The organism is Candidatus Leptofilum sp., from assembly GCF_965223525.1.
Taxonomy (GTDB): Bacteria; Chloroflexota; Anaerolineae; order Promineifilales; family Promineifilaceae; genus Leptofilum.
In genome coordinates this window covers 1,776,108-1,799,548 of sequence record NZ_CBDCWX010000005.1, presented here as the reverse complement: position 1 = coordinate 1,799,548, position 23,441 = coordinate 1,776,108, and the positions used below count along the sequence as shown (strand labels likewise).

The window sequence follows — 23,441 nt, the reverse complement described above, 5'->3', positions numbered from 1 at the left end:
GCGACACAATCACACCAAGCCACTGTTCGGCTTTGTGGACTGTCAACTCCTCGGAGTTGATAGATTTTTAATTTGCCACAGAGGTCACAGAGAGTTTTGAGAAGATAGTTTATCTCTTATTTCTCTGTGACCTCTGTGGCTTTTTATTAGCGACGGCGTAGGAACGCCGGGATTTCCAAGTTATTAGGTGCAAATTTGGGCTGCACCGGTTCCAGTTCCCGCTCTTCTTTTTCACGGGCGGGTACCTGCCGTGAAGCAGCCACGCTGGCCTCTGTTTGGGGACGATGGGTCGGCGGGCTGGTTTTACGGCCGTACTGCTGCTGCAAAACCTGTCGCCGGGAAATGGTACGCTCAAAGCCAGTAGCGATAACCGTAATCCGCATCTCGTCACCCATGCTCTCGTCAATCACCGCACCGAAGATCATGTTGGCATCCGGGTGAGCCGTCTCGCGGATGATGGCCGCAGCTATGTTCACATCGTACAGGCTCATATTTGGCCCGCCAGTAACATTGAACAAGATGCCCTGTGCCCCGTCAATAGTCACGTCCAGCAGGCGCGAGCTAATTGCTTGCTCGGCCGCCAGTCGCGCCCGCTCTTCACCTTCACCATGACCCACAGCCATCAACGCCGCACCACCTTCCGACATAATTGCCTTCACATCGGCAAAGTCCAGGTTGATGAGGCCAGGCACCGTAATCAGTTCGCTAATGCCTTGAATACCCTGACGCAGCACGTCATCGGCCATCTTAAAGGAATCTTTCAGGGAAACGCGCCGATCGGTCAGTTCCAGCAGGCGGTCATTGGGAATCACAATCAGGGTGTCTACATGCTCTTTCAGCTTTTCGATGCCAGATTCGGCGGAGTTGGCACGCTTGCTTCCCTCAAAGAGAAACGGCCGTGTCACTACACCAATCGTCAGAGCCCCCTGCTCACGGGCAATCTTGGCCACAACCGGAGCCGCACCAGTTCCCGTACCACCACCCATGCCAGCGGTGATAAACACCATATCGGAGCCGGTGAGCACCTCGTGCAAATCCTCGGTAGACTCTTCGGCCGCTTTTTCACCCTGCTCAGGGTGCCCACCTGCGCCCAAGCCCCGCGTCAGCTTCTCGCCAATGCGAACCCGCACAGGAGCATCTGAAAGCAGCAACGCCTGATTGTCTGTATTAACGGCGACAAAATCTACGCCATTGATGCCCTCTTGAATCATGCGGTTAACAGCGTTACAGCCACCGCCACCAACACCGACCACGCGAATACAGGCTACATTTTCAAACTCAGGCGCTCTTTGCATGTGAATACCCTCTTACTAACAGCTAACAGATCAAAAAATTGAGAAGCAGAGGGCAAACATAGCCTCTTCCCGGGTTTGCCCCCTGCTCTCAACGGTTAAAACAAGGTCGCTTTGTTACCAGGCCGTGGGTCATACCGACTGGCGTACTGGTCGAGCGTTGCTTTTTCTACCAGCCATTTGTTGCCAAATTTGATGGCTGGCAGCTTCCCCTGGCGGATCAGGCGGCGCACAGATTCTGGATGAATGTTCAGCCGCTTGCTGACCTCTGCCACACCCGCATAATTTTCAATTAAATCGTCTTTACTCATTGCTTCTCATCATTTTGAAGAAGCATCCTCACAAATGCGGGATACTACAACAATTACAACTGTTGCAACAATACAACAAAACTTAGCATATGTCAAGTACTAATTGTTGTAATACGTCAACAAGGTTTTGGGGGATTGTAGGGGACTGGAGATTGGAGACTGGCAATCTCTAATCTCCAATCTCAAAAAGTAGCTGCTCGTTAATCGTTGGGGAACTTGCCTACCCAACCTATTTCGGCGCCCGCCTCAGCCCAGAGCCGCTCGCACAGTTCGCCAATGTGCAGTTGCAGGTGGCGAATGTTGTAGAATTGCAGCTCCAGTTTGTTGAGCGGAATCCAGCTAAAGCCAGAGGGGGCTTCTGGATTAAGCTGGCTAGTTTGTTTTGTAACCTCATTTTGGCAAATGGCTAAGTAATCCAGCAAATCAGCCTGGCTGTACGGTTCGCCCCGTTCCCATGGCTCATCCGGCGCCCACGGGGGTGGGCCAAACCCGTTGACATTTGGCCGATGCTTTTCCCAAGGGACAAAAGTAGCTTCTTCTGGCTGGGCGTAAAGGTGGGTGTAAAAGAGGGCATGGTAGGCAACGTGCCAGAAGGGATTGGTATGACTGGCGTCTTGCCACAAATCATCGGGGCATTTTGCAATGACCTGCTTCATCATTTCTAACACTGCCAAATATTGTGAAGTGATTTCTTTTTGCATCTCTTTTCCTCCGCTACTCGGTAGTTTTTGGTGTGCCTTGAAGAAATGTGCGTTGGTAGGAACGGCCGTTCCACACAATAACAACCCCCAAATTCATTCCTTCTTGAAGGCATTGTTACCTTTGCCGCTTACCCACCAACCTGTACGGGACGAGAAAGGAAGATAGCACTATCAGGAGACAGGCCACAGCCCGCGATTTCGTAAGTCAATACACGGGGATAAAAAACGCCAATTTCTGGCACATTATAGAACGCTCAAATTTTAGCATAAGTTGGGTGGGAACGGCCGTTACTATTCTGTTCCAAGCCGGTCTTTGACGAGTATGCTGCAAGGGGAGTTCCGCCACACTACTAGCAACAAAAAGAGAGGCCAAACCTTCGTCTGGCCTCTCACTATGGAAGTAAACACCTACTATGAAGTAAACGAGGCAGGGCACCTGTTTACAACAACCCGATTCAACAACTCGCTGTAAGAGTATCCCTGGCAGGATACTGGCTCACCCAAAACTACTATCTTAGAAGAGGCAGTTTCTCTTGGCCATAAGGCCAAATGTTAAGCCGGCGTAAGATTTTACGCTGTGGAGTGCAATCACAACCACAAATTTTAGGATGCTGGCGCTGCCACAAATGTGTTCAACAAACCAAGACAATCCAGATTACACAGTATGTTTTGACTCTGCCGTTTCATCTTTAACGGCGGCTTATAGGCTAATAATACCAACTTTGGACAAAACCAATAGTGCCATTTGTCACAAGCAATTTGTGACATTCTTCAAGTAACAATTCAGCGACAACTATTCAGCTCAAGTCGCGTTCAGTTCATACAATTCAACCAGTACGCCATTTGCTGCTTTTGGGTGAATAAAGGCAAATTTACGGCCGTCTGCCCCCACAACAGGCACCTCATTAATTAATTGAATTTCGGCCGATTTCAATTTGGCTAGAGCAACCTCGATATCATCCACCTCAAAACAAATATGATGCATCCCAGCCCCGCGCTTTTGCAAATATTTAGCCACGCCACTCTCATCATCAGTAGGCTGCAACAGTTCAATTTTGGTGTTGCCAACTGGCAAAAAGGCAACATCCACCGCTTGGCTAGCCACATGCTCCTTATGAGCCAATTCTAAACCAAGGGCGTCAACCCAAAACGCCGTGGCGTCCTCCAAATTCTCTACAACAACTGCAATATGATTTACTTTTTTTATCATTTTCTTTAACCAATCCTTACACTCTAATTTCAGTGTAAAAGAGTTTACATTTTGCTTGTAGCCAGGCCACCAACCAACTCAATAAAACTGATTTATGCTATTGAATGTAGTTGAGTTTTATTGGATTCAATTTTGTAAAGGTATTTGTAACAAAAATGTATTTTTAATTATTTATCCTCTTAATTTCCTCTTTTCTCCTTCTTCTCCTCTTCCCGCAAAGAGCCTCGCTAAGCGAGGCTTTTTGTGTTTCAGAGCCTGTTTTGTCTAAAAAACAACATCCGATGCGCTTGGTAACGCATCGGATGCTTTTGTAAAAATGGAGCTGCCTTGTACGGGCCGCTACTTCAGCAAATCAGCCACAACAGATTTCTCATTTTTTAGCTCTTCTTCAGTGAGTGATACTTTCTCACGGGCAAAGTCGCTCCAGGTTAAGCCCTGCACAATAGCGTAACCACCAGCGCCATCACTTGTTACCGGGAAGGAGAAGATGAGTCCCTCTTCAATGCCATAGCTGCCATCAGAAGGAACGGCCACAGAGAACCAGTGACCCTCTGGCGTTTTGCTCTCAAAGCTCATCACATGGTCTAAGGTGGCATTGGCTGCCGATGCGGCGGATGATTTGCCGCGCGCTTTAATAATTGCCGCACCACGCTTTTGAACTGTGGTAATAAACTCACCGCGTAGCCAATCCTGGTCAGTAATGACTTCCATAGCAGGTTGGCCATTGATCTTGGCATTTTCTGCATCCGGGTATTGGGTGGCGCTGTGGTTGCCCCAAATGGTGACATTGCTCACAGCACTAACTGGTACATGTGCCTTCTGTGCCAGTTGAGCATAGGCGCGGTTCTGATCCAGACGCGTAAGCGCGCCAAACCGATTATTCGGTAAGTCAGAGTTGTTCATGGCGATCAGGCAGTTGGTATTCGCCGGATTACCGACCACCACAACGCGCGCATCGCTTGCGGCCTTGTTTAAGGCACGCCCTTGCCCTACAAAGATGGGGCCATTTTCACGGATGAGATCGCCACGTTCCATGCCAGCTCCGCGAGGCTTTGAGCCAACTAGCAAAGCCCAGTTAATGCCGTCAAAAGCGGTTTCGGGATTGTCTGTAACAACCACATTTTCCAGGAGCGGAAAAGCACAGTCATTCAATTCCATGACAACACCTTCCAGAGCGGGCAATGCTGGCGTGATTTCTAGCAAATGCAGCGATATTTTTGTGTTTGCACCGAACACTTCGCCGGAAGCAAGGCGGAATAGAAGCGAGTAGCCAATTTGGCCCGCCGCGCCAGTGACGGCTACTTTCACATTATTTCTTGACATAAAACTCTCCTTCAGAGTAAAAACTATATTAAGCTGCGAAACTAATTTTTATTGTTTGTTAATTGAGGTTCACAACCCAGAACAATTATCGCTGAGGTGCCAAAACTGGCAACCTTTTTTTGAGTCATTTTTATTCGTTTAGCAATTCTGTAATGGATATCCAGTTACGCAACCAATCACTTGTTTCTGGCATTCTGGCATCAATGCCTGCCTGTCGAATTGCTTTCATATCAACAGGAATGCGGCGCAAATCTACGCTAATGGCATTACCCTCTGAGGTAATGATTGCATATTCTGCCCAAGGCATAACGCGAGGCCCTCGTTCTGTAAAAGGCATTTGTTCAAAGGGCATTCCCACGCTGCCGGCATTGACAAGCAAGACGCCGTTATACTGGCGGAGCATTTGTACGTGTGTGTGTCCACCAGCCATGACCGTTGCACGACGGCCTGCCAGCATTTCGTTGACTTCTTTGGCCGGGGTGGTAGCAAAAATGTTGTCGGTGTGCCGGCGTGGGGAGCCGTGAAAACAGATGAGGGTGCTTTCTCCTTCTAACTTAACTTTGAGCATTGGCTGGAAAGAGCGCATGAATTGGTAATCTTCGGGGGTTAGGCGGGCACGACACCATGTTAGGACGTCGTTAAACCATTGCGTGCCGCGCATGTAGGCTTGCCCCAATGAAGGTTTAAACAGGTATGTTTCGTGGTTGCCAATGATGCAGGGGCAGCCTAAATGGCGCAGGCGTTGTAGTACTTCATGTGGCTGTGGCCCCAATGTGGCTGCATCACCTAGAAAAATAATTTCGTTGACGTTTTGGCGTTCAATATCAGCCAAAATTGCTTCAAAAGAAACCAGGTTCCCATGGATGTCTGAGATTAAAGCAATTTGCATGGATTTTTACTCAATGTACCTGAGCTGAATCAGGTATGGTTTCTTGACGCTGACGAACAGCTTCGAAAACAACAACGGCCGTTGCCGCCGATAAATTTAAACTATCTACTGTACCGCGCATGAGGATTTTTAGCCGGATGTGGGCATTGGCTAACCAGAAAGGATGCACCCCATAAGCTTCGCTGCCCATAACCAGCGCAATTTTGCCACGAAGGTTGGTTTGCGTGTACGGCCGTTCCCCATCTGGGGTAAGGGTGACAACTGAAATCTGGTTTTGGTTTAGCCAGGCAAGCAGATCATCTGCTGGTGCTTCTAGAATGGGGCGGGTAAATAACGCCCCCAGGCTGGCGCGAATCACGTTTGGATTGTGGATATCGGTGCCGCGATTCTCTGGTTGGCTAGTAACAATCACTGCGTCTACACCTGCAGCATCGGCCGTGCGTAAAATGGCACCCAGATTGCCTGGCTTTTCGCCCCCGTCAATGATGAGCAGCAAAGGGGCTTCAGAAAGCGATAATGAGGCAAGCGTTTGGTCAAGGTAGGGGATGACCAACAAAATACCGCCACTTTGACCACGGTAAGCAGCTTTGGCAAAAAGCGCTGGCGTGATGGTGAATAGCGCCATGTTAGTGGTTTGGGCTAAGGATTGAAGCTGGTGGTAAACGGCCGTTCCCTCCGCATCGGCAAGAAGTTCGGGGCAAATATATGCTTCATGGGGGACAATGCCCGATTGCAGGGCACAGTTTATTTCACGGATTCCTTCAACAACGGTCCGTCGTTGAGCATCCCGGTGTCGCCGATTTTGCAGCTTTAGAATGTTTTTGATGCGAGCATTTTGCAAGCTCGTCAATAAGGTCGTCATGCGTTTTTTGGGTCATGTAAACTGAACTACTCTGTCTTCTGTGTGATACTTTTTAGAGTTGGTGAACGGCCGTTGCCATTTACCTTACCAATATTTACAGTAAAGTTATAAAGCCATATTCCTTTTCCTGACCTGCCAACGCCTGCACATACCGTTTAGCCAGAAACTCTTTAATTTGCCGAAACACAGCGTCGTAGAATGGTTGCAGTTCGCCCCGCTTATCTTCCGGGATTTTAATTTCACGGCCGTTTGGCCCCAGTTTAACAATGAAGTTTGAACCTACTTTTTTAATAAAAAAGCTGAGGACTAAAGAGAGTGGATACGCGCCTGAGGCTTCCATCAGGTTTAGCTCTACACCGAAATGCCAAAAGGATTCAGCGTCCATACGCATCGCTCCTGCCAGCGCATAAAATTTGTTGTTAGGGTCTAGCTCTTCACCAAGCGGAATGTAGGTTATTTCGCGCTCTTGCGGCCATTCAAAATATTCCACCATGCCAAAAACCAGATCGCGGGCAAAATTGCGACACGTTTCTTCGTAATCCCGAAATGATTTTCTTGCAAAGCTGTAACTTCGCATCAACTCTTCATACTTAGACATGTTTGATCCTCATTTCTTTGGTTTGCACAGGTAAAAGTGAGAAGCAGTTTTGCATTCCACCAAACTGTTTCAATTCTTTGCCAGCAGTTGATACATTAGACGATTTGACGGTTTTTGACAAGCTATTTTGAGGTGGGTGTATTCCCAAATCCAGGGGCAAGCATCATCTCTTTGGTTGACCAGGCAGATTCGGGTAGTTTAGGCTTTTCATCTTCATTTTTTAACCAGTCGCGCATGAGCAGGACGGCCGTCCACGTAAACACAATGCCTCCCATAATCCAGATAAGCGCAGCCCCCAAACTTTGGTCGGTAATGTCTAACGTGGTGGTGTTCAAATGAATTTCAGCGGGGTATTGGTAAACGGCCGTTTCCGAAAACAGCAACACGAGCCCCACCAGCTTAACAGGGGATGCACCCAACGCAGCATACCCCACCCGCCACAGCGGTGGCATTGGCAAATGCAGCCGTGGGGACGCCGCCAAAATGTGCCACCAGTAGAGAACTGCCGTTCCCAAAAGCGTCACATTCTCCAAACGATGCAGCCAGCTATTTTGCAGCACCAAACGATTTAGCTGCACATCGTGCCACAGCCAAAACGTGGCGGCAAATAAAAACCAGACTGGCACGGGATGCAGAACAGCGATCAGCGCAGAATGAAATTTGGGAGCCTTTTGAGGAAGCCGCTGCAATTCAACCTGAACCCGCCGGGGCAAGCCAGCATGCAAAATCGGCAATGGGTTCCCGCTAAGAAAGCAGAGAGGGATAAGGGATATTAACAGCAATCGTTGCAAAACATGGAAAGAAAAGGTGCCAGCGGCCAGGCCGTGCAGTGGTGAAAGCAAAGCACCGACAAGCAGTAAAATGGCAATGACAAAGGTGAGAATGCGGCCGGGATGCGGCGACTGATGTTGCCAGCCACGCCCATAGAGCAGTACGGCCGTACCCAACACCACGCCAATCTCTGCATCCAATATCGTCATTTGTTGCCCCTTTTGCTTAATGTTGAATCTAGGGGTGATTTTAACACAACTCAACAGTTGGGCAGGCAACAAAATAGCTACAGAACGAATTCTGTAGCTAAGTGAAAACCATGGTAAATCACGTTTTAAGTATGATCTTATGGCTCCAGCATCAAATCCAGCGGCATGAGATCGCCGCTTTTGGTAGGTAAGTAAAATGGATCGCTAGTTTTAAGCAAACGGCCGTCATCAACCGCAAACATCTGCCAACGGTATGGCCCGGTGCCAAGCTGGGCATCGGCAAACCAAAACTCCTTCACGCCCACCCAATCTTCTTTTTGCTGAATGGCCTCCAGCGAGCCTTGCCAACCCGCTACATCTTGCCAGACACCATCTTCATCCAGCCACTGCACCTTCAGCCACAAATCTTCTTGCCAATGCAGGCTCTCCCAGGGCCAATTTTGGCTAAAGTGTGCCTGCAAATGAATGCGCGCTCCTTCCCCCGTCGCCACAATTGTCCCGTCGGTGCCAGGGGTGTTGGGCATATCGTCGCGCGGGGGCAGATCGTACCCATTGGCGGTAGCTGAACCAGCCGCCACCAGCAGCAAACCCACTGCTGCCAGGCCAAGCAGGGCCATGAGATAATAAATGCCGATACGGCTGAATCCATACTGTCCTTGTTTCATGTTCAATTCTCCCTCATCAAATTGATGAATTTGTTACAAAATTGATTTAGCGCAGGGGCAAGGCCAATGGCTGCCCAATAAATTGAGCTGCCGCCTCGTCGTCCCCCGTTGGTGGCAAAGCTGTGCCAACGATAAATTCTGCGCTTACGTTGTTATAAATTTCGCCCAAAATTTCGTGCGTTTCCAGCACCCCGCCGTAGGTAGTGCCCAGGTGGGCAGAGTCTACTTGGGCATAGACCGAGGTGCCGTCTGGCAGATTGCCGCTGTAGCTGCTGTCTGCCTCTGAGTAGTACAGATTGAGTGCGCCAGGGGCCGTGCTATAGCTCAACGTTAGTGAGCCGCCAGCGGGAATGGCCACATCTACACCCCACACAATGCCTTCGGCCGCCACGTCTGACCATTGTTCATTGGCTTGCGTTGGCATAGGGTCTGGCGCAATGTAAAAATCAACCCAGAAGCCGCTGCTGGTGGCTTGCGTTCCCTGATTTTCGATGGTTACCTCAATCAAATCGCTGCTGGCGTTGATGTTGGTGACGACCAAATCCGGGGCGCTAACAAAGTTATTGACGATGGCGGGCATAAACACCTTGTACAAACCAAGCTGCACGGTGACTGTGCCGGTATCGTTACCGGTCGTGCCGTCGCTGATGGTGTAGGTGAAGGTATCGGTGCCAATTTCACCAGGATTGGGGGTGTAGGTGACGGTGCTGCCGTTGTGGCTAACGCTGCCTTTGCTACCCTGGGTAACGGCCGTAATTGTCAAACCATCATCTTCAGGATCGGTATCGTTATCTAGCACGTTGATGGTAACGGCCGTATCCGGGGGTGTTGCTTGGGTATCATCCACGGCCGTCGGGTCATCATTGATTGGGTCAATAGTGACATTAACGGTAATTGCATCTACGCCCCCTTGCCCGTCTGTTATTCGCACCATGAAGCTGTCGCTGCCGTTGTAATTGGTTGTGGGCGTGTAGTTAACTGTTTTGGATGTGCCTGTACCGCTTACAGATGCCGTACCGTTGCTAGCGCCGCTCTGAATGCTCCAGGTAATCGTGTCTGCGTCTGGGTCGGTGGCGTTGAGCGTTAGGTTAAATGGTGTGGGGCTACCATCCTCATCCATCGTGACGCTGATCGTGGTGCCTTCGGTAATTACTGGCGAGAAGTTCACATCATCTACGTTTACGCTGATGGTGGCGGTGTCTGTGCCGCCCCGGCCGTCGCCGATGGTGTAGGTAAAGGTTTCTGTGCCAATAAAGGCGACGTCTGGCGTGTAGGTGAGGCTAGTGCCGTTATTAACCACCGTGCCGCCGTTGTCTGTGGGGCCAACGGCCGTAATGGTTAACGTCTCGCCCGTGTCTGGGTAGATTGAATCGTTCACCAATGGGTACAGTGAGTTGTCGCTGCTTTGCTCATTCACGCTGGGGCTGTCGTCAACCGCGTCCGGGTCATCATTTTGTTCGTTGATGGTCACATTAACGGTGATGTCATCCATGCCGCCACGCCCGTCGCTAACGCGCACCACAAAGGAGTCGGAACCATTCATATTGGCATTGGGCGTGTATCCAATTGCTTTGGATGCCCCTGTGCCGCTGGCGCTGGCCGTGCCAATGGTTCCCTGGCTCTGAATGCTCCAGGTAATGGTGTCACCATCGCCATCCGTTGCATTGAGCGTCAGGCTAAAGGCGGTTGGGCTGGCGTCCTCATCCATTATTACGCTGGTGGATGTGCCTTCTGTGATAATGGGCGCCTCATTTACGTCATTTACGGTGATGGTGACGGTGGCTGTGTCGGTACGGCCGTTGCCATCTGAAATGGTGTAAGTGAACGTTTCCTGGCCTACATAGCCCGGCGCTGGTGTATATGTAATGGTGGGTGAGTTGTTGACGGCCGTCCCGCCGTTGCTGGTTGCGCCAACGGCAGTAATCGTTAATGTCTCGCCGTCGTCGGGGTTGGTGTCGTTGCTCAACACCGTCAGCGTGTTGTTGCTGGAATTTTCATCAACGGTGTAGCCATCGTCTATCGCGTTGGGATCATCATTCTGACTGGCGATGTTGATTGTTACCGTAGCACTGCCGGAATTAACTGTTCCATCGTTGGCAAAATAGGTGAAGGAGTCTGAGCCATTATAATTGGTATTGGGCATGTAGGTGAAACTGCCATCGGCGTTAAGGGTCAAGGTTCCATTGCTGGTTGTTGTGTTCACTACGGCCGTCAGGTTTCCTATATCATCCGCATCTACATCAGTATCGTTGACCAACACGCCAGCGGCTCTATTAACATTCAGTTGCACATCTTCGGTAGCATTATAAGCGCCATCATTTGTTGAAACAGGAGCGTCATTCACACCAGTTAGGTTAATTGTGACAGTTCCGGTATCTGTTCCTGTGTCACCATCGGATATTGTGTAATCAAAAGTGTCTGCCGTGTTATCGCCTGCATCAAGGGCTTGAATGGTGGCTGAACCAGTTGGATCATAACTGAAAGTGCCATCAGAATTGACCGAAACGGCCGCTCCCATTGAACTTGTGGCGTCAGAAGCTGTAACGGACAGAGAATCATTTTCTGGGTCTGTATCGTTGTCAAGCAAGCCATCCGCAGGAAGAGACACGGTATACACTGTATCTTCGTCGGTTGCGTATGTGTCGTCGTTGGCAGTGGGGTCGTCATTGGTACCAGAAACGCTGATGGTCACTGTAGCAATATTGGAGTCGTCAGAGCCGTCATTCGCATGGTAGGTGAACGTATCTGTACCGTCAAACTGAGAATCCGGCATATAGGTAAACGTACCATCAGCATTTAGGTTCACTGTTCCGTTAGCTGCTTGCGTATCCAGTACGGCCGTTAACACATCAACCGGGTTCTGATCCTGGTCAGTATCATTGGCCAACACACCATTAGCCGTTATGCTGACATTCAGCAATGTATCTTCTGTCGCATTATACGTGCCGTCATCTACCGCAACAGGTGCATCATTCGCATCGTTAATCGTAATTTCAACAGGTGCCATGTCAAACAAACCACCATCACTGGCTAACACATAAATGGTATACATGGTCGTACCCGACTCAAAATCAATTTGGTTTGCGTCCACGATTCTTATTTCACCATCATCACTATCAATCGCAAAAGCAGTAACGGGGCCAGGTAAAATCATGTAAACGATATTGTCGCCCGGATCGCTATCTGTGGCGGAGACAGTTCCTACCAAGCTACCATTGGGCAAATTTTCATCAGTTGCAAATTCGTAAGAAGCCTGATCCATTTGTGGTGAATCATTGACATTTTGTATATTAACTATGACTGTTGTAGAAGTTGTGCCATCTGTATTGGTTGCTGCAACGGTTAATGAAAATTGGGGGGTCACTTCGAAATCAAGTTGCGTTCCGTCGGCAACATTGATGATACCGCTGTTATCTATGGTAAACGCACCGCCGCCCGTCCCATTACCGGCTGTAATGGCGTAGGTGGTCGCATCGGTGGCTACCACTTGCCCTACAAAGGTTCCTGTTGAGCTGTTTTCTGTAATGGTGAACGGCCCATTGGCTGTAAATACAGGGGCCGCCGCGAAAACAGTCATTGGCATAAACAAAGTGAGCACAACAGCCAAAATAACCATTTTGCGAATTTTGGACGATTGATTGCCAATGGTTTGGTTATGGGAAAAGTAGCGCTGAGTAAAGAGTGCCGTTTGTTGACTTATTAGATGAAATAGACGCTGCAATTGCAACATAAATGCCTTCCTAAATTTTGCTTGATGGGTGGAAACGGCCGTTTTGACGCAGATTAATTTTATGAAGGTTGCGTCACTATTGACCCGTTCCACCTAGTTCAACGTAAGTTCAACTAATTGTAGGAGGCACTGCCGGGATCGTATATCACATAGTAGTCATAGCAATTTGGTCCCAAAAGCATAAAAATTGCGTAAAAAAGCCCATCCAGGTTGCTGGATGGGCTTATATCGCCTGTATGACCGTTCTTTGTTTAGCGCGTGGCTTCGGGTTGCAGCAGCCGGGCTAACAATGTGTTCAGCTCTGCCCGCGAAACGCCCGCCACGCCCAACGGCCGATCCACCCGGTCATGGCAGTCGGAGCCGCCGCTGGTAATAAGGCCATACTTTTCGGCCCACGCAGCCATCAGTTTGCGATGCTCCGGCGCGTGACCCGGATACTCTACTTCCAGTCCGTCCAGACCCAACAGATCGTCATCCAGAAATTCAGGCATCAAAATTTCGACAACTTCGATGTCAGGGAGAACTTCATTGTAGAGGCTTTTGCCTGGGAAAGAACCGGCCGCCGGGTGGGCAAAAATGCGTACCAGTTGCGGATATTTCTTTAGCAAAGGCGTTAGCTGTTTGGGGTCAATGCCGGATGGCACGTAGGCTACGCTGTCGTTGCCAATAAGCATATTCACCTGTTCTTTGTCTAGCCCGTGATTTTCTTTGAGGGCCACGGCAAAGTGACGGCGAGATACATTGACAGCGAGTGCCTCAATTTCTTCGGCGGTAAGGGCTTGCTTGAGCAGCGGCTGGTTGCCGTTGGGGCCAAATTCGGCATTGATGGCCTGCACGCGGGCACGGACTAATCCAGCTCCCCGTCCCTGGCGGAAAATCTCGGTGGCCATTTGGCGAAATTCATCATCTTGCAAAAGGTCGTAGGGGATGTAGAGCAAGTAGTGGAGAGTGCCGGTGAAATACGGCCGTCTAAACCGCAACGATACCTCTACCCCAGGCACCACCCGAATGCCTAGCTCTTTGCCAGTAGCTAACGCTTCATCAAGCCCGTTGAGCGTATCATGGTCGGTTACGCCAATCGCTTGCAGGCCCAACGCTTTGCCCGCCTGCACCAGTTCGGTGGGGCTGTATTCGCCGTCGGAGGCGGTTGTGTGATTATGTAAATCTGCAATAAAGGAAAGTGACATTTGCAACTCCTGTGGTTTATAAATTTGCAGCGATTATTTCAACATGGGAACCTGTCAGGTGGGCTAACGGCCGATTATTTCCACCACCTGCCCCATCACCGAAACATCGTAACCTGGCAGGGCGGCAACGGCCGTTCTAAATTCATCATTTTGCAGCAAGTCTAGCAACGGCCGTATCCGGTCACTCTCGTACGTTTGGTGGGTCATCACCAGATCGTACTGCTCGTGCGCCAGTGGCACAAAATCCAGCTTGAGCGCCCGCGCTGCTGCCCGAATGCCCAAGCCAAAATCGGCCGTGCCAGAGGCAACCGCCGCCGCCACCGCCAAATGCGTGTACTCCTCACGGCCGTAGCCACGCACCTGTTCTGGCTGGATGCCCAATTTACCTAGTTGATAATCCAGCAGCACCCGCGTGCCCGCGCCACGCTGCCTGTTTACCAACTGCACATCCTCTCGTGCGGCTGCTTCCCAACCCTGAATATTTTTGGGATTGCCTGGTGGAACCAGCCAGCCTTGCTCCCGCCCCACCAGCGTCAGCAGCACCACGTCTTCGTTGGGCAGATAGCGATGGACGTAGCTTTGGTTATAGGTGCCTGTTTCAGGGTCTAGCAGATGGCTACCTGCCAGATGGCATTCGCCACGGCGCAGAGCCACCAATCCACCCAAACTGCCCACGTTAGCGGAGGCCAGCCGCGTGCCGCTACGCTCTGCCAAAAATTGGGCAATGAGATCGAGTGTGAGATCGTGGCTGCCGATGGCCAGAATGGTTCGCGCCAGGTCGCGGGCATCCCGGTACAAATGCACGGTTACATCGCTGCCCGCCTCGGCTCCTTCGCTAAAGCGGGGAATTCGCACAATGCCATCAGCCCGCACCAGCGAAGTAATAACCCCGGCTCCTCGGCTAATCGGTGTGGTGACGTAACGGCCGTTCACTTCCCCCGCCGCCACCCGCACAAAATCATCATCTCCCGTGTGTGAGTTCACCTTGCGGGTAAGCGTAGCTTGGATAGTCAGCGGTTGGTACGGCCGTTGCCCTTGCCATCGTGCCAAAAGTGGTTCCACGAAGATTTCGCCGGTCAGGGCGGCACTAACAGGGTAACCGGGGACGCCAATTATTGGGACTAGAGATTGGAGATTGGAGATTGGAGATTGCTCATTAGTCTCCAGTCTCCAGTCTCCAATCTCCAACATACCCAAAATAACCGGATGCCCTGGCCGCACGGCAACGCCATGCACTAAAAGCTGCCCCAGCGACTGCACAACGTGTGCCGTGTAATCCTCGCTACCGGCGGAGGAGCCAGCGTTGAGCAGGATGAGATCGTGATGTTGTGCAGCCAGGCGCACGGCCGTTTGAATCGCTTCAAATTCATCTGGCACAATGGGCCAGCGGGTGGGCAGTCCGCCCCACTCGGCCACCTGTGCTGCTAGCACCATGCTGTTGTACTCAATAATCTGCCCTGGCTGAATGCCGCTCTCGGCCACGTTTTCTGCGGAAACCAGCTCGGAACCAGTGGGAATGACGGCCACGCGGGGCTGTCGGTAAACAGAAACCGTGGCGTGACCAGACCCGGCCAACGCGCCCAAATCCACCGGGCGCAGCTTGTGGTTGGCGGGCAGTACCAGTTCGGTAGCCACCATATCTTCCCCCATTGGGCGCACATGGTTCCAGGGAGGCAAACTAGCGCGAATTTCGATTCCGAGACGGCCGTTTGCCAGTTCCACCTGCTGAGTATGTTCAATCATCACCACGGCGTTGGCCCATGGCGGTAGTGGGTGGCCCGTGTTCACAAGGCGGATTGGGCGTGGCTCGCTGGGGATACTGTCCCAATCTTCCACCAATGTAAAGTGGAGCGGCTGGGTTTCGGTGGCACCTTCGCTGTCACTGGCTCGCAATGCGTACCCATCCATCGCACTGGCGTGGTAATGAGGTGAGGAGAGTTTTGCCCAGATAGCGGTGGCGGTGATACGGCCGTTTGCCTGGGCTACAGGAATTTCTTCTGCTTCTAATGGCTGCCACCAGCCCGCCGCCGCCAATGCTGCCTGAAAAGCTGCCCGCGCTTCGTCCAGCGGAATATCTTCCAAATAAACATCTCTTTTGTGCGTTTCTTTTGCCATAATTAGCCTTATCTTACCAAAGAAAAAAGCCCCCACAACTGTTGCTGTGAGGGCCAATCTGAATGACTCCGGCAGGATTCGAACCTGCGACCAAGTGATTAAAAGTCACCTGCTCTGCCAGCTGAGCTACGGAGCCGCAACAGACAGACCGTAAGGATTCGCTCACAAATAACTTCTGATTAAGAAAACGAACCCCGAGGCTTGACCGTTTACCAAAATCAAAAGTTACTAACGGTCAAGCCCTAAGTATAGCCGCCCCCCAAACGGCGTGCAAACCAATTCCGGCAATTTTTCAGCAAAATCCTGGTCAAATTTCCGTTATTGTTTGTGTAATAAATTGGACAAACACTTTACGAATAAACAATTCTTGACTAGGATACCCAAGCTATATTCCCGAAAGGTGGTTTGCCCCACTATTTGGGGTCGTTTATAATTTCAACCATCTTCAGGAGAATAAATTCATGGCTCTAACTGAGTCCAATGCCACACAACCCCCATTCCACGACACAACGGCCGTCGCTGACGAACGAAAACAGCCAACAGAACTGGTCGTGCGTGAAATTATAGAAACCCTACTCCTGACCTTTTTCATTTTCTGGCTGGTCAACAGCTTTGTGGGTCGCTATCGTATTGATGGCAGCAGCATGAACCCTACCTTGGACAATGGCCAATATTTGCTCATCAATAATTTTAGCTACTATTTAAACGAACCAAATCATGGGGATATTGTGGTTTTTGAGCATCCGAACAGCGATCTCAACCTGATCAAGCGCGTCATTGGCGTCCCTGGCGATCATGTCGAGGTTCGCCAACTTGTAGAAGTAGTAAATGATCAAGAAGTCAGTCGCCGCGTTGTTCTGGTGAACGGGATAGAGCTCAACGAGCCATACATTCAAGCAGCGCCAACCTACACGGGGGACTGGCTCGTACCTGATGACGAATTTTTTGTGTTGGGCGATAATCGCAACAGCTCTAGCGATTCTCATTCCTGGGGCTTTTTGCCGGAAGAAAATATTATTGGCAAGGCGATGGTGGTTTACTGGCCTGTTGCCGACTGGGAACTGGTTCCCCATGTTGATCATCCTGTAAATTGAGTATGAGCTACAGCGAAAAAGAGATTGAGGCGTTGGTACGCAAAGTGGTTAACCGGGTGTTGGGTGATGGGCAAACGGCACCTTCGATAAGCTCAACCCCGTTGAGCAGCTCAGAGCAAGCAGTATCCACCCCCGCAGCTACTAACAAACGGCCGCTTATTGATGCCAATCTCATCCAGCAGCTCCCCCCCAACTCAACCTACGCCATTCCGCCCAACGCCCTCATTACCCCACTGGCTCGGCAAGCTGCCCTGGAGCGGCACATCCGCCTGGAAGAAGGCAGCGCCAGCCAGCCAGCACAAAAAACCAACAAGCCAGCCATCGCCATTGGCGCTGATCATGGTGGTTACACTCTCAAAGAAACGCTCAAAAAGATGCTAGCTACCACACACCCGGATTACGAGATAGTGGATTGTGGCACACACAGCACGGATTCGGTAGACTATCCAGACTTCGCCTACGCGGTGGCCCAACTGGTAGGCAGCGGACGCGCCTGGCGCGGCATCATCATTGATGGTGCAGGCATAGGTAGCTGCATGACGGCCAATAAAGTCCCCGGTGTGCTAGCGGCCATGTGTTATGATCAGGCAACGGCCGTTAACAGTCGAGAACACAATAACGCCAACGTTCTTACCCTTGGTGCTGGGCTCATTGGCCCCAATCTGGCCCAGCAAATTGTAAAAACATGGCTGGCCACCGATTTTGGTGGTGACCGCCACGCCCGCCGCGTAGATAAAATTTGGGCGATTGAAAAGCGATTTAGCAAGCGAACTAGTGGTTAGTTGTTAGTTGCGGGTGGTTAGTAACAAGCCACTAGCAACCAGCCACAAGCTACTAACAAACTAAAAATGCAAAACCAAGCAGCCATCGAACAAATCATAGAAGAGATTACCCGCGAGGTGCTGTTGCGGCTAAACCAGCCCCAAGCCGGCAGCGCGAGTTCCGGCTGCAATTGCACGGATGGCTCTTGCGTGCAAAACTGTGCCGACAAAGTGCAGTCGGTGGTTCAGGCAGGTGCAAGTCGGGTCACGGCTACGCTGGGCATACGGCCGCAAGACAGCAGCATCGCCCGCTACATTGACCATACCCTACTCAAACCAGACGCTTCACAAGACCAGATTGCCCAGCTTTGTTATGAAGCCCGCACCTACGAATTTGCCTCCGTTTGCGTTAATCCGGCGCAGGTAAAATTGGCCGCCCAGTTACTCAAAGGGTCGCCGGTGAAAGTGTGCACCGTTGTTGGTTTCCCGCTGGGAGCCACAGCAGGCACGGTAAAAGCGTATGAAACGCAGCAAGCCATTCGGGATGGTGCCACAGAGATTGACATGGTGATTAACGTGGGTGCGCTGAAATCGCAAGATTACGTGAGGGTAAAAGAAGATATTGGCACAGTGGTGCGTGCTGCCCACGCAAACAATGCAGTGGTCAAAGTGATTATCGAAGCCGCACTGCTGACGGATGAAGAAAAAGTGATTGCCTCGCATCTCTCTAAGCTGGCCGGAGCTGATTTTGTAAAGACATCCACCGGGTTTGGCCCTGGCGGGGCTACGGCCGAAGATGTGGCTCTGATGCGAAAGGTGGTTGGCCCAGATATTGGCGTAAAAGCCGCTGGTGGCGTGCGTAACCTGGTAGATGCCAAAACGATGATTGCAGCAGGCGCAACGCGTTTGGGTGCCAGCGCCGGGGTACGCATTGTCAAAGAAGCAGATGGTGAGGTTTCGGAAACGGCCGTTTCTACCGCAAATTATTAGCCATAGAGAGCACAGAGATTTAGAGAATTTGTGCAATCGGTTAAGGAAATTATTTATGGATTGTCATCATTGTCGAATAGGAAAGTTCCAACCCACAAAAATCGCCTACTACAGCCCGCTCAACGAGCACCTCATGGTTATCCCCCATGTTCCCGCCTACCAGTGTGACGTTTGTGGCATTACCGACTATGATGAGATATTCACGCTCCGGTTACATTACCTCATTGACAAACTGACAGGTAAAGAACCTGATTTAGAAATTGACGATTGGCAGCCACGACCTGAACCCACCCACCAATGGCAGCCGGAAAGGAGTCGTTAACGTGTCCGTTGAACTGCGTAGCTACGTTTTTTTAGATAATCTTCAGCCGCAACATTCTGCCTTTTTAGGCACTGTCGCCCGTGGTTTCCTCCCCCTTCCTGGCGATGCTTCTCTCTGGATTGAAATCTCGCCAGGCATTGAAATCAATCGCATTACCGATGTCGCATTGAAATCGGTGGGCGTAAAGCCCGGCATGCAAATTGTCGAGCGGCTCTATGGCTTGCTGGAAGTGCATTCCAGCAGCCAGGCCGACGTGCGCGCTGCCGGGGAAGCCATTTTAGAAGCCTTGGATTTGAAAGAAGAAGATCGCCTGAAACCGCGCGTCGTTTCCAGCCAAATTATTCGCAATATTGATCCGCATCAGGTGCAGCTCATTAACCGGATGCGCCACGGACATATGATTTTGGCTGGGCAGACGCTGTATGTTATGGAAGTTCAGCCTGCGGCCTATGCTGCCCTGGCTGCCAACGAGGCCGAAAAACGGGCCGATCTCAACATCCTGGAAGTACGCGCAGTGGGTAGCTTTGGCCGCATCTATTTGGGCGGTGATGAAAAAGATATTATGGCCGGATACCAGGCTGCCATAAACGCTATCGAAAGCGTAAGCGGCCGTTCCTCGGAAAGCAAAAAAGGTGAATAGTTTTAGTGGCTGGTTGCTAGTAATCAGCCACCAACCACCAGCCACTAACAACAGGAGAATCTTATGACAGAAGCACTTGGAATGATTGAATGTCGTAGTTTTGCCGCCATGGTTGAGGCGTCCGACGCAATGGTGAAAGCCGCGCGAGTGGAGCTAGTTGCCTACGAGAAGACAGGCGGTGGCCACGTAACAGCCATTGTGCGCGGTGATGTGGCGGCGGTGAAAGCGGCCGTTGAAGCCGGCACACGCGGCGCAGAAAAAGTTGGCGAAATCGTCTCCGTCCATGTCATCCCCCGACCCCACGCCAATGTGGATTCTGTGCTGCCTTTGGGTCGCCAAGACGCCTCTGAGTGACAGTAATCGGTAATCAGTTATCCGTAATCGGTCATCAGTAAAAGAATCCGATTACCGTTCGCCGATTACCGTTTACCGAACACGGATTACAGAAAAATGTTCCTAGGCAAAGTAGTTGGCACGCTGGTGTCTACGCAAAAAGAGGCGTCGCTGGATGGGCTTAAGTTCCTGGTGGTGCGACGGCTAACGGCCGAAAATGAAGAAGAGTCCGGCTATGTCGTTGCTGCCGATGCGGTGGGCGCAGGGCTGGACGAGGTGGTAATGGTGGCCACCGGCAGTTCCGCCCGCCAAACCAAGTTCACAGACAAACGGCCGTGCGACGCCGTCATCATGGCCATTGTAGATAGCTGGGAAGTGGCTGGCGAAGAAAAGTACCGGAAGTGACACCTGCTACTCAGGAGAAACGCGCCCAGTTTCTTGCATTTATGGAAAAAGTGTTGCTGCCGGAAACGGCCGTGCAGGCCATCATTGGCGTTGGCAGCATCGCCACCGGACGCATGCGCCCCGATTCCGACATTGACATCATCCTCTTCCTCGACCCGTATGATCTTTATATCGTTCCTGCTGAAGCGTATTGGCTAGAAAAAGACAACAGTTTCCACAGTATCTTCAGCGAAGACAAAGCCATCCAGCAGGGACTACAGCTTGATTTTATGCGCGTTGATTGGCAGCAGTGGCGTGACCCGGCCTTTCATTGGCCTGAAGAACAGGTATCTGCGCTGGTTAATAGCTGGATTGTCTATGACCGACATGGCGAGGTAACCCAGCAAATTCAAGAACGCGCAGTTTACCCCAGTAACGTGCGTCAAATTCGGTTAGATGAGGCAATTACGGGATTAGATCAACACCTCGGCTGGGGATCGCCCCAAAAGAACTGGAACAATCTAGGCTCAGCCATTGCCCATGACAGGCTTCAATCGGCATATGATTATTTAGTAGACGGATTGTTTGCTTACAATCGCCGCTGGCGCATCTGGCGCAACCGGCAAATGAGCGGCTTACTACAGTTACCGTGGTTGCCATCCGGTTTGTCAGAAGATATTTTGCTGCTTGCCAACGCCCCATCCCTGGACTACGCTGGCTACATGGCGCGGGTAGATAAGCTCACCACTTACTTTACAGCTTTCCAGCAGCAGCTAATTGCCGATGGCACTTACCAAGACCCAGTTGGCGAAGCCTTTATTCGCAGCCACGAAGAGCCTGGCAGAGCTTGGAACATGGCGGAGTGGAATGCCAAACGGCAGGAACGAATTAGTCATTAGCAACATTTCTATCAACAGATTGCACAGATTCAAGAGATATTTAATTTGTTAAATCTGCGTAATCTTTGATCTTTGGATTAAAAGCCATGAACGAAAGCGATATTAAGGCAATTATTGAGCGGGTAAACCGAGAAGTAGGGGGGACGATGCCGGTGACGAGGGAAACGGTCGTTTCCCGACGCCACCAACAAACTACCCCACCCCAAGCCCCGGCTGGTGGCGAGAGCGGCGTATTCCCCACATTGGATGAGGCCGTCGCGGCAGCAGGAACCGCCTTTCACCAGCTAAACAAGCTGCCTGTAGAAATTCGCAAACATATGGTGGCCCACATGCGTCAGGCCGGGCGCGAACATGCCCAGGTGCTGGCAGAAATGGCTCACAGCGAATCTGGCATGGGGCGCGTGGCAGACAAAACGCTCAAAAACATTCTGAATGCAGACAAAACATTGGGCGTGGAAGATTTAGAACCCACCGCCTGGAGTGGAGACGGCGGCCTGACCATCACTGAGTGGGCGCCTTACGGCATCATTGGGGCGTTAACGCCCAGCACCAACCCCACCAGCACCGTCATCTGCAATGCAATAGCGATGGTGGCAGCGGGGAACGCCGTTACCTTCAACGCCCACCCCAGCACGCAAAACGCCTCCAACTACACGGTGCAAATCTTGAACGAGGCAATTCAGAAGGCGGGTGGCCCAGCGAATTTGCTAACGGCCGTTGCCCACCCCACCATCGAAAGCGCCACCGCGCTCATGCAGCACAAAGATGTGCGCTTGCTCACCGTCACTGGCGGAGCGGCCGTGGTGCGTGCCGCCATGCGTAGCGGCAAACGCGCCGTCTGCGCCGGGCCGGGCAATCCGCCAGTAGTTGTGGACGAAACGGCCAATCTTGCCCAAGCAGGCCGCGACATCGTCATTGGCGGCTCGTTCGATAACAACATTGTATGCACCACAGAAAAAGAGACGATTGCTGTAGATAGCATTGTGGATGAGCTGATTCAGGTGATGACGCATCACGGAGCCGTCAAGCTGAACAGTTGGCAGTTCAACCGCCTATGGAAAGCTGTTACCGTCAAAGATCGCGGCCCGCGCAAATATGCCGACATGAACAAGGCGTTCATCGGCAAAAACGCCAGCGTACTGCTGGCCGAAATTGGCATCTCTGCTGGGCCAGAAGTACGCCAAATTGTGGTGGAAGTGCCGGAAGACCACCCGGCGGTGTGGTCAGAGCAAATGATGCCAATCATGCCCATAGTACGAATGCCAAATGCAGACGCAGCGATTGATTTGGCCGTTGAGGCTGAGCATGGGTTTAGGCATACGGCCGTTATGCACTCCAAAAATTTAGACAACCTCAGCCGCATGGCCCGTGAAATGAATTGCAGTATTTTTGTGAAAAATGGCCCCTGTTTGGCCGGATTAGGCTATGGCGGCGAAGGGTATTGTTCCTTTACCATTGCTAGTCCCACTGGGGAAGGATTAACGGGGCCGCGCAGTTTTAGTCGCTTGCGCCGCTGTACGTTAGTAGATTCCTTCAGAATTGTATAGTAAAGTATGGATGGCATTATTTTTGTAACTGTAAAGAGAGAAGTGAAGCAATGTCTACAGCCTTTGGCAAACGCAATCTAATCAACCTGGATTTATTTACCGATGCTTACCGCGTGACGGGCAGAGCTTCTGTTGGCATGGGTGGCATCCATGCTGAACTGGGCAACCCCAACTCTAAATATCTGGAACTGCAAGATGCGTACATTTCTCGCATTCACACGCCGGGCGACATCGTTGCCAACTATCAAGTAGCTGCTTTTCGCAAGGACAATATCAACTTTATTGTCTTGCAAGACAGGCGTGAAGGAATTCCGGTGGGGACGCAACACGGCCGTTCTATATTCACCCGTGGTCGCATCATCCCAATTTTCCTCACGGTGCCTTCTTTTGAAATTGTAGGCGAAGCGATGCACGAAGGTAAATTCTCGGCGCGAGAAATTTTGGTACAATCCATGGGGAGCTTTCAGCTTGTATTTTCTGCTAAAGCATCGGCATCGCTTTATCCAAATATTTCTTACAGTGGCGATCTGATTTTGGTGCATAAAGATCGCATTGGCATTTTCTGTTTAGACAACAACAAAAAATAACATTTGTATTGTAATTTGAGT

At 51.1% G+C, this 23,441-nt stretch carries 23 protein-coding genes and 1 tRNA gene; 10 read left to right on the top strand and 14 right to left on the bottom strand.

Annotated elements, in window-relative coordinates; genetic code table 11:
* Positions 1-146: 146 nt before the first annotated feature.
* The 14 genes from ftsZ to ACOQPM_RS13340 all read right to left on the bottom strand — a co-directional run bounded on the left by ftsZ (position 147) and on the right by ACOQPM_RS13340 (position 15,999).
* Positions 147-1,295: a cell division protein FtsZ gene (gene ftsZ, locus ACOQPM_RS13405; RefSeq protein ID WP_420629768.1), complete on the bottom strand. Its 1,149-nt coding sequence runs from the start codon at positions 1,293-1,295 to the stop codon at positions 147-149.
* Between the two features lie 95 nt (positions 1,296-1,390).
* On the bottom strand, positions 1,391-1,603 hold the full coding sequence (locus ACOQPM_RS13400; protein WP_420629767.1) for a helix-turn-helix domain-containing protein: 213 nt from the start codon (positions 1,601-1,603) through the stop codon (positions 1,391-1,393).
* Between the two features lie 200 nt (positions 1,604-1,803).
* The gene (locus tag ACOQPM_RS13395; RefSeq protein WP_420629766.1) at positions 1,804-2,304 is read right to left on the bottom strand and encodes a DinB family protein; all 501 of its coding nucleotides are present in this window, start codon (positions 2,302-2,304) and stop codon (positions 1,804-1,806) included.
* 802 nt (positions 2,305-3,106) lie between these two features.
* The gene (mce, locus tag ACOQPM_RS13390) at positions 3,107-3,514 is read right to left on the bottom strand and encodes a methylmalonyl-CoA epimerase (RefSeq protein WP_420629765.1); all 408 of its coding nucleotides are present in this window, start codon (positions 3,512-3,514) and stop codon (positions 3,107-3,109) included.
* Between the two features lie 339 nt (positions 3,515-3,853).
* Positions 3,854-4,837, bottom strand: coding sequence for a malate dehydrogenase (locus ACOQPM_RS13385; RefSeq protein WP_420629764.1), 984 nt, complete (start codon positions 4,835-4,837; stop codon positions 3,854-3,856).
* A gap of 130 nt (positions 4,838-4,967) precedes the next feature.
* Complete coding sequence (locus ACOQPM_RS13380) at positions 4,968-5,726, bottom strand: metallophosphoesterase family protein (RefSeq protein ID WP_420629763.1); 759 nt, start codon at positions 5,724-5,726, stop codon at positions 4,968-4,970.
* Positions 5,727-5,736: 10 nt separating this feature from the next.
* On the bottom strand, positions 5,737-6,588 hold the full coding sequence (locus tag ACOQPM_RS13375) for a TrmH family RNA methyltransferase (RefSeq protein ID WP_420629762.1): 852 nt from the start codon (positions 6,586-6,588) through the stop codon (positions 5,737-5,739).
* A 94-nt stretch (positions 6,589-6,682) separates the two neighbouring features.
* Entirely contained in the window at positions 6,683-7,186 is a 504-nt protein-coding gene (locus tag ACOQPM_RS13370) for a hypothetical protein (RefSeq protein WP_420629761.1), read from the bottom strand.
* Between the two features lie 122 nt (positions 7,187-7,308).
* Positions 7,309-8,166, bottom strand: a complete 858-nt coding sequence (locus ACOQPM_RS13365) for a cytochrome c oxidase assembly protein (RefSeq protein WP_420629760.1) — start codon at positions 8,164-8,166, stop codon at positions 7,309-7,311.
* A gap of 137 nt (positions 8,167-8,303) precedes the next feature.
* Positions 8,304-8,831: a hypothetical protein gene (locus ACOQPM_RS13360; protein ID WP_420629759.1), complete on the bottom strand. Its 528-nt coding sequence runs from the start codon at positions 8,829-8,831 to the stop codon at positions 8,304-8,306.
* Between the two features lie 46 nt (positions 8,832-8,877).
* Entirely contained in the window at positions 8,878-12,561 is a 3,684-nt protein-coding gene (locus ACOQPM_RS13355) for an Ig-like domain-containing protein (protein WP_420629758.1), read from the bottom strand.
* A gap of 251 nt (positions 12,562-12,812) precedes the next feature.
* A complete protein-coding gene (locus ACOQPM_RS13350; RefSeq protein WP_420629757.1) occupies positions 12,813-13,748 on the bottom strand; it encodes a PHP domain-containing protein in 936 nt (311 codons plus the stop codon).
* Between the two features lie 63 nt (positions 13,749-13,811).
* A complete protein-coding gene (locus ACOQPM_RS13345) occupies positions 13,812-15,863 on the bottom strand; it encodes a molybdopterin biosynthesis protein (RefSeq protein ID WP_420629756.1) in 2,052 nt (683 codons plus the stop codon).
* A 63-nt stretch (positions 15,864-15,926) separates the two neighbouring features.
* Positions 15,927-15,999, bottom strand: a tRNA-Lys gene (locus tag ACOQPM_RS13340).
* A gap of 325 nt (positions 16,000-16,324) precedes the next feature.
* Here ACOQPM_RS13340 and lepB point away from each other — a divergent pair.
* The 10 genes from lepB (at position 16,325) to ACOQPM_RS13290 (ending at position 23,420) form a co-directional block, all read left to right on the top strand.
* Positions 16,325-16,957 (top strand): signal peptidase I, encoded by a 633-nt coding sequence (lepB, locus tag ACOQPM_RS13335; protein WP_420629755.1) that lies wholly within the window; start codon positions 16,325-16,327, stop codon positions 16,955-16,957.
* A gap of 2 nt (positions 16,958-16,959) precedes the next feature.
* The gene (gene rpiB, locus ACOQPM_RS13330; RefSeq protein WP_420629754.1) at positions 16,960-17,739 is read left to right on the top strand and encodes a ribose 5-phosphate isomerase B; all 780 of its coding nucleotides are present in this window, start codon (positions 16,960-16,962) and stop codon (positions 17,737-17,739) included.
* A gap of 261 nt (positions 17,740-18,000) precedes the next feature.
* Positions 18,001-18,708, top strand: coding sequence for a deoxyribose-phosphate aldolase (deoC, locus tag ACOQPM_RS13325; RefSeq protein WP_420630535.1), 708 nt, complete (start codon positions 18,001-18,003; stop codon positions 18,706-18,708).
* Positions 18,709-18,763: 55 nt separating this feature from the next.
* Positions 18,764-19,030: a YgiT-type zinc finger protein gene (locus ACOQPM_RS13320; protein WP_420629753.1), complete on the top strand. Its 267-nt coding sequence runs from the start codon at positions 18,764-18,766 to the stop codon at positions 19,028-19,030.
* A 1-nt stretch (position 19,031) separates the two neighbouring features.
* Positions 19,032-19,670 carry a hypothetical protein gene (locus ACOQPM_RS13315; RefSeq protein ID WP_420629752.1) on the top strand — a complete coding sequence of 213 codons (639 nt, stop codon included), beginning with the start codon at positions 19,032-19,034 and terminating at the stop codon, positions 19,668-19,670.
* A 63-nt stretch (positions 19,671-19,733) separates the two neighbouring features.
* A complete protein-coding gene (locus ACOQPM_RS13310; RefSeq protein ID WP_420629751.1) occupies positions 19,734-20,024 on the top strand; it encodes a BMC domain-containing protein in 291 nt (96 codons plus the stop codon).
* Positions 20,025-20,120: 96 nt separating this feature from the next.
* Entirely contained in the window at positions 20,121-20,408 is a 288-nt protein-coding gene (locus tag ACOQPM_RS13305; RefSeq protein WP_420629750.1) for a EutN/CcmL family microcompartment protein, read from the top strand.
* A complete protein-coding gene (locus tag ACOQPM_RS13300) occupies positions 20,405-21,286 on the top strand; it encodes a nucleotidyltransferase domain-containing protein (protein WP_420629749.1) in 882 nt (293 codons plus the stop codon). Before ACOQPM_RS13305 ends, ACOQPM_RS13300 begins: the two co-directional genes overlap by 4 nt.
* 86 nt (positions 21,287-21,372) lie before the next feature.
* Complete coding sequence (locus ACOQPM_RS13295; protein WP_420629748.1) at positions 21,373-22,833, top strand: aldehyde dehydrogenase family protein; 1,461 nt, start codon at positions 21,373-21,375, stop codon at positions 22,831-22,833.
* Positions 22,834-22,883: 50 nt separating this feature from the next.
* Complete coding sequence (locus tag ACOQPM_RS13290) at positions 22,884-23,420, top strand: hypothetical protein (RefSeq protein WP_420629747.1); 537 nt, start codon at positions 22,884-22,886, stop codon at positions 23,418-23,420.
* Positions 23,421-23,441: the final 21 nt, after the last annotated feature.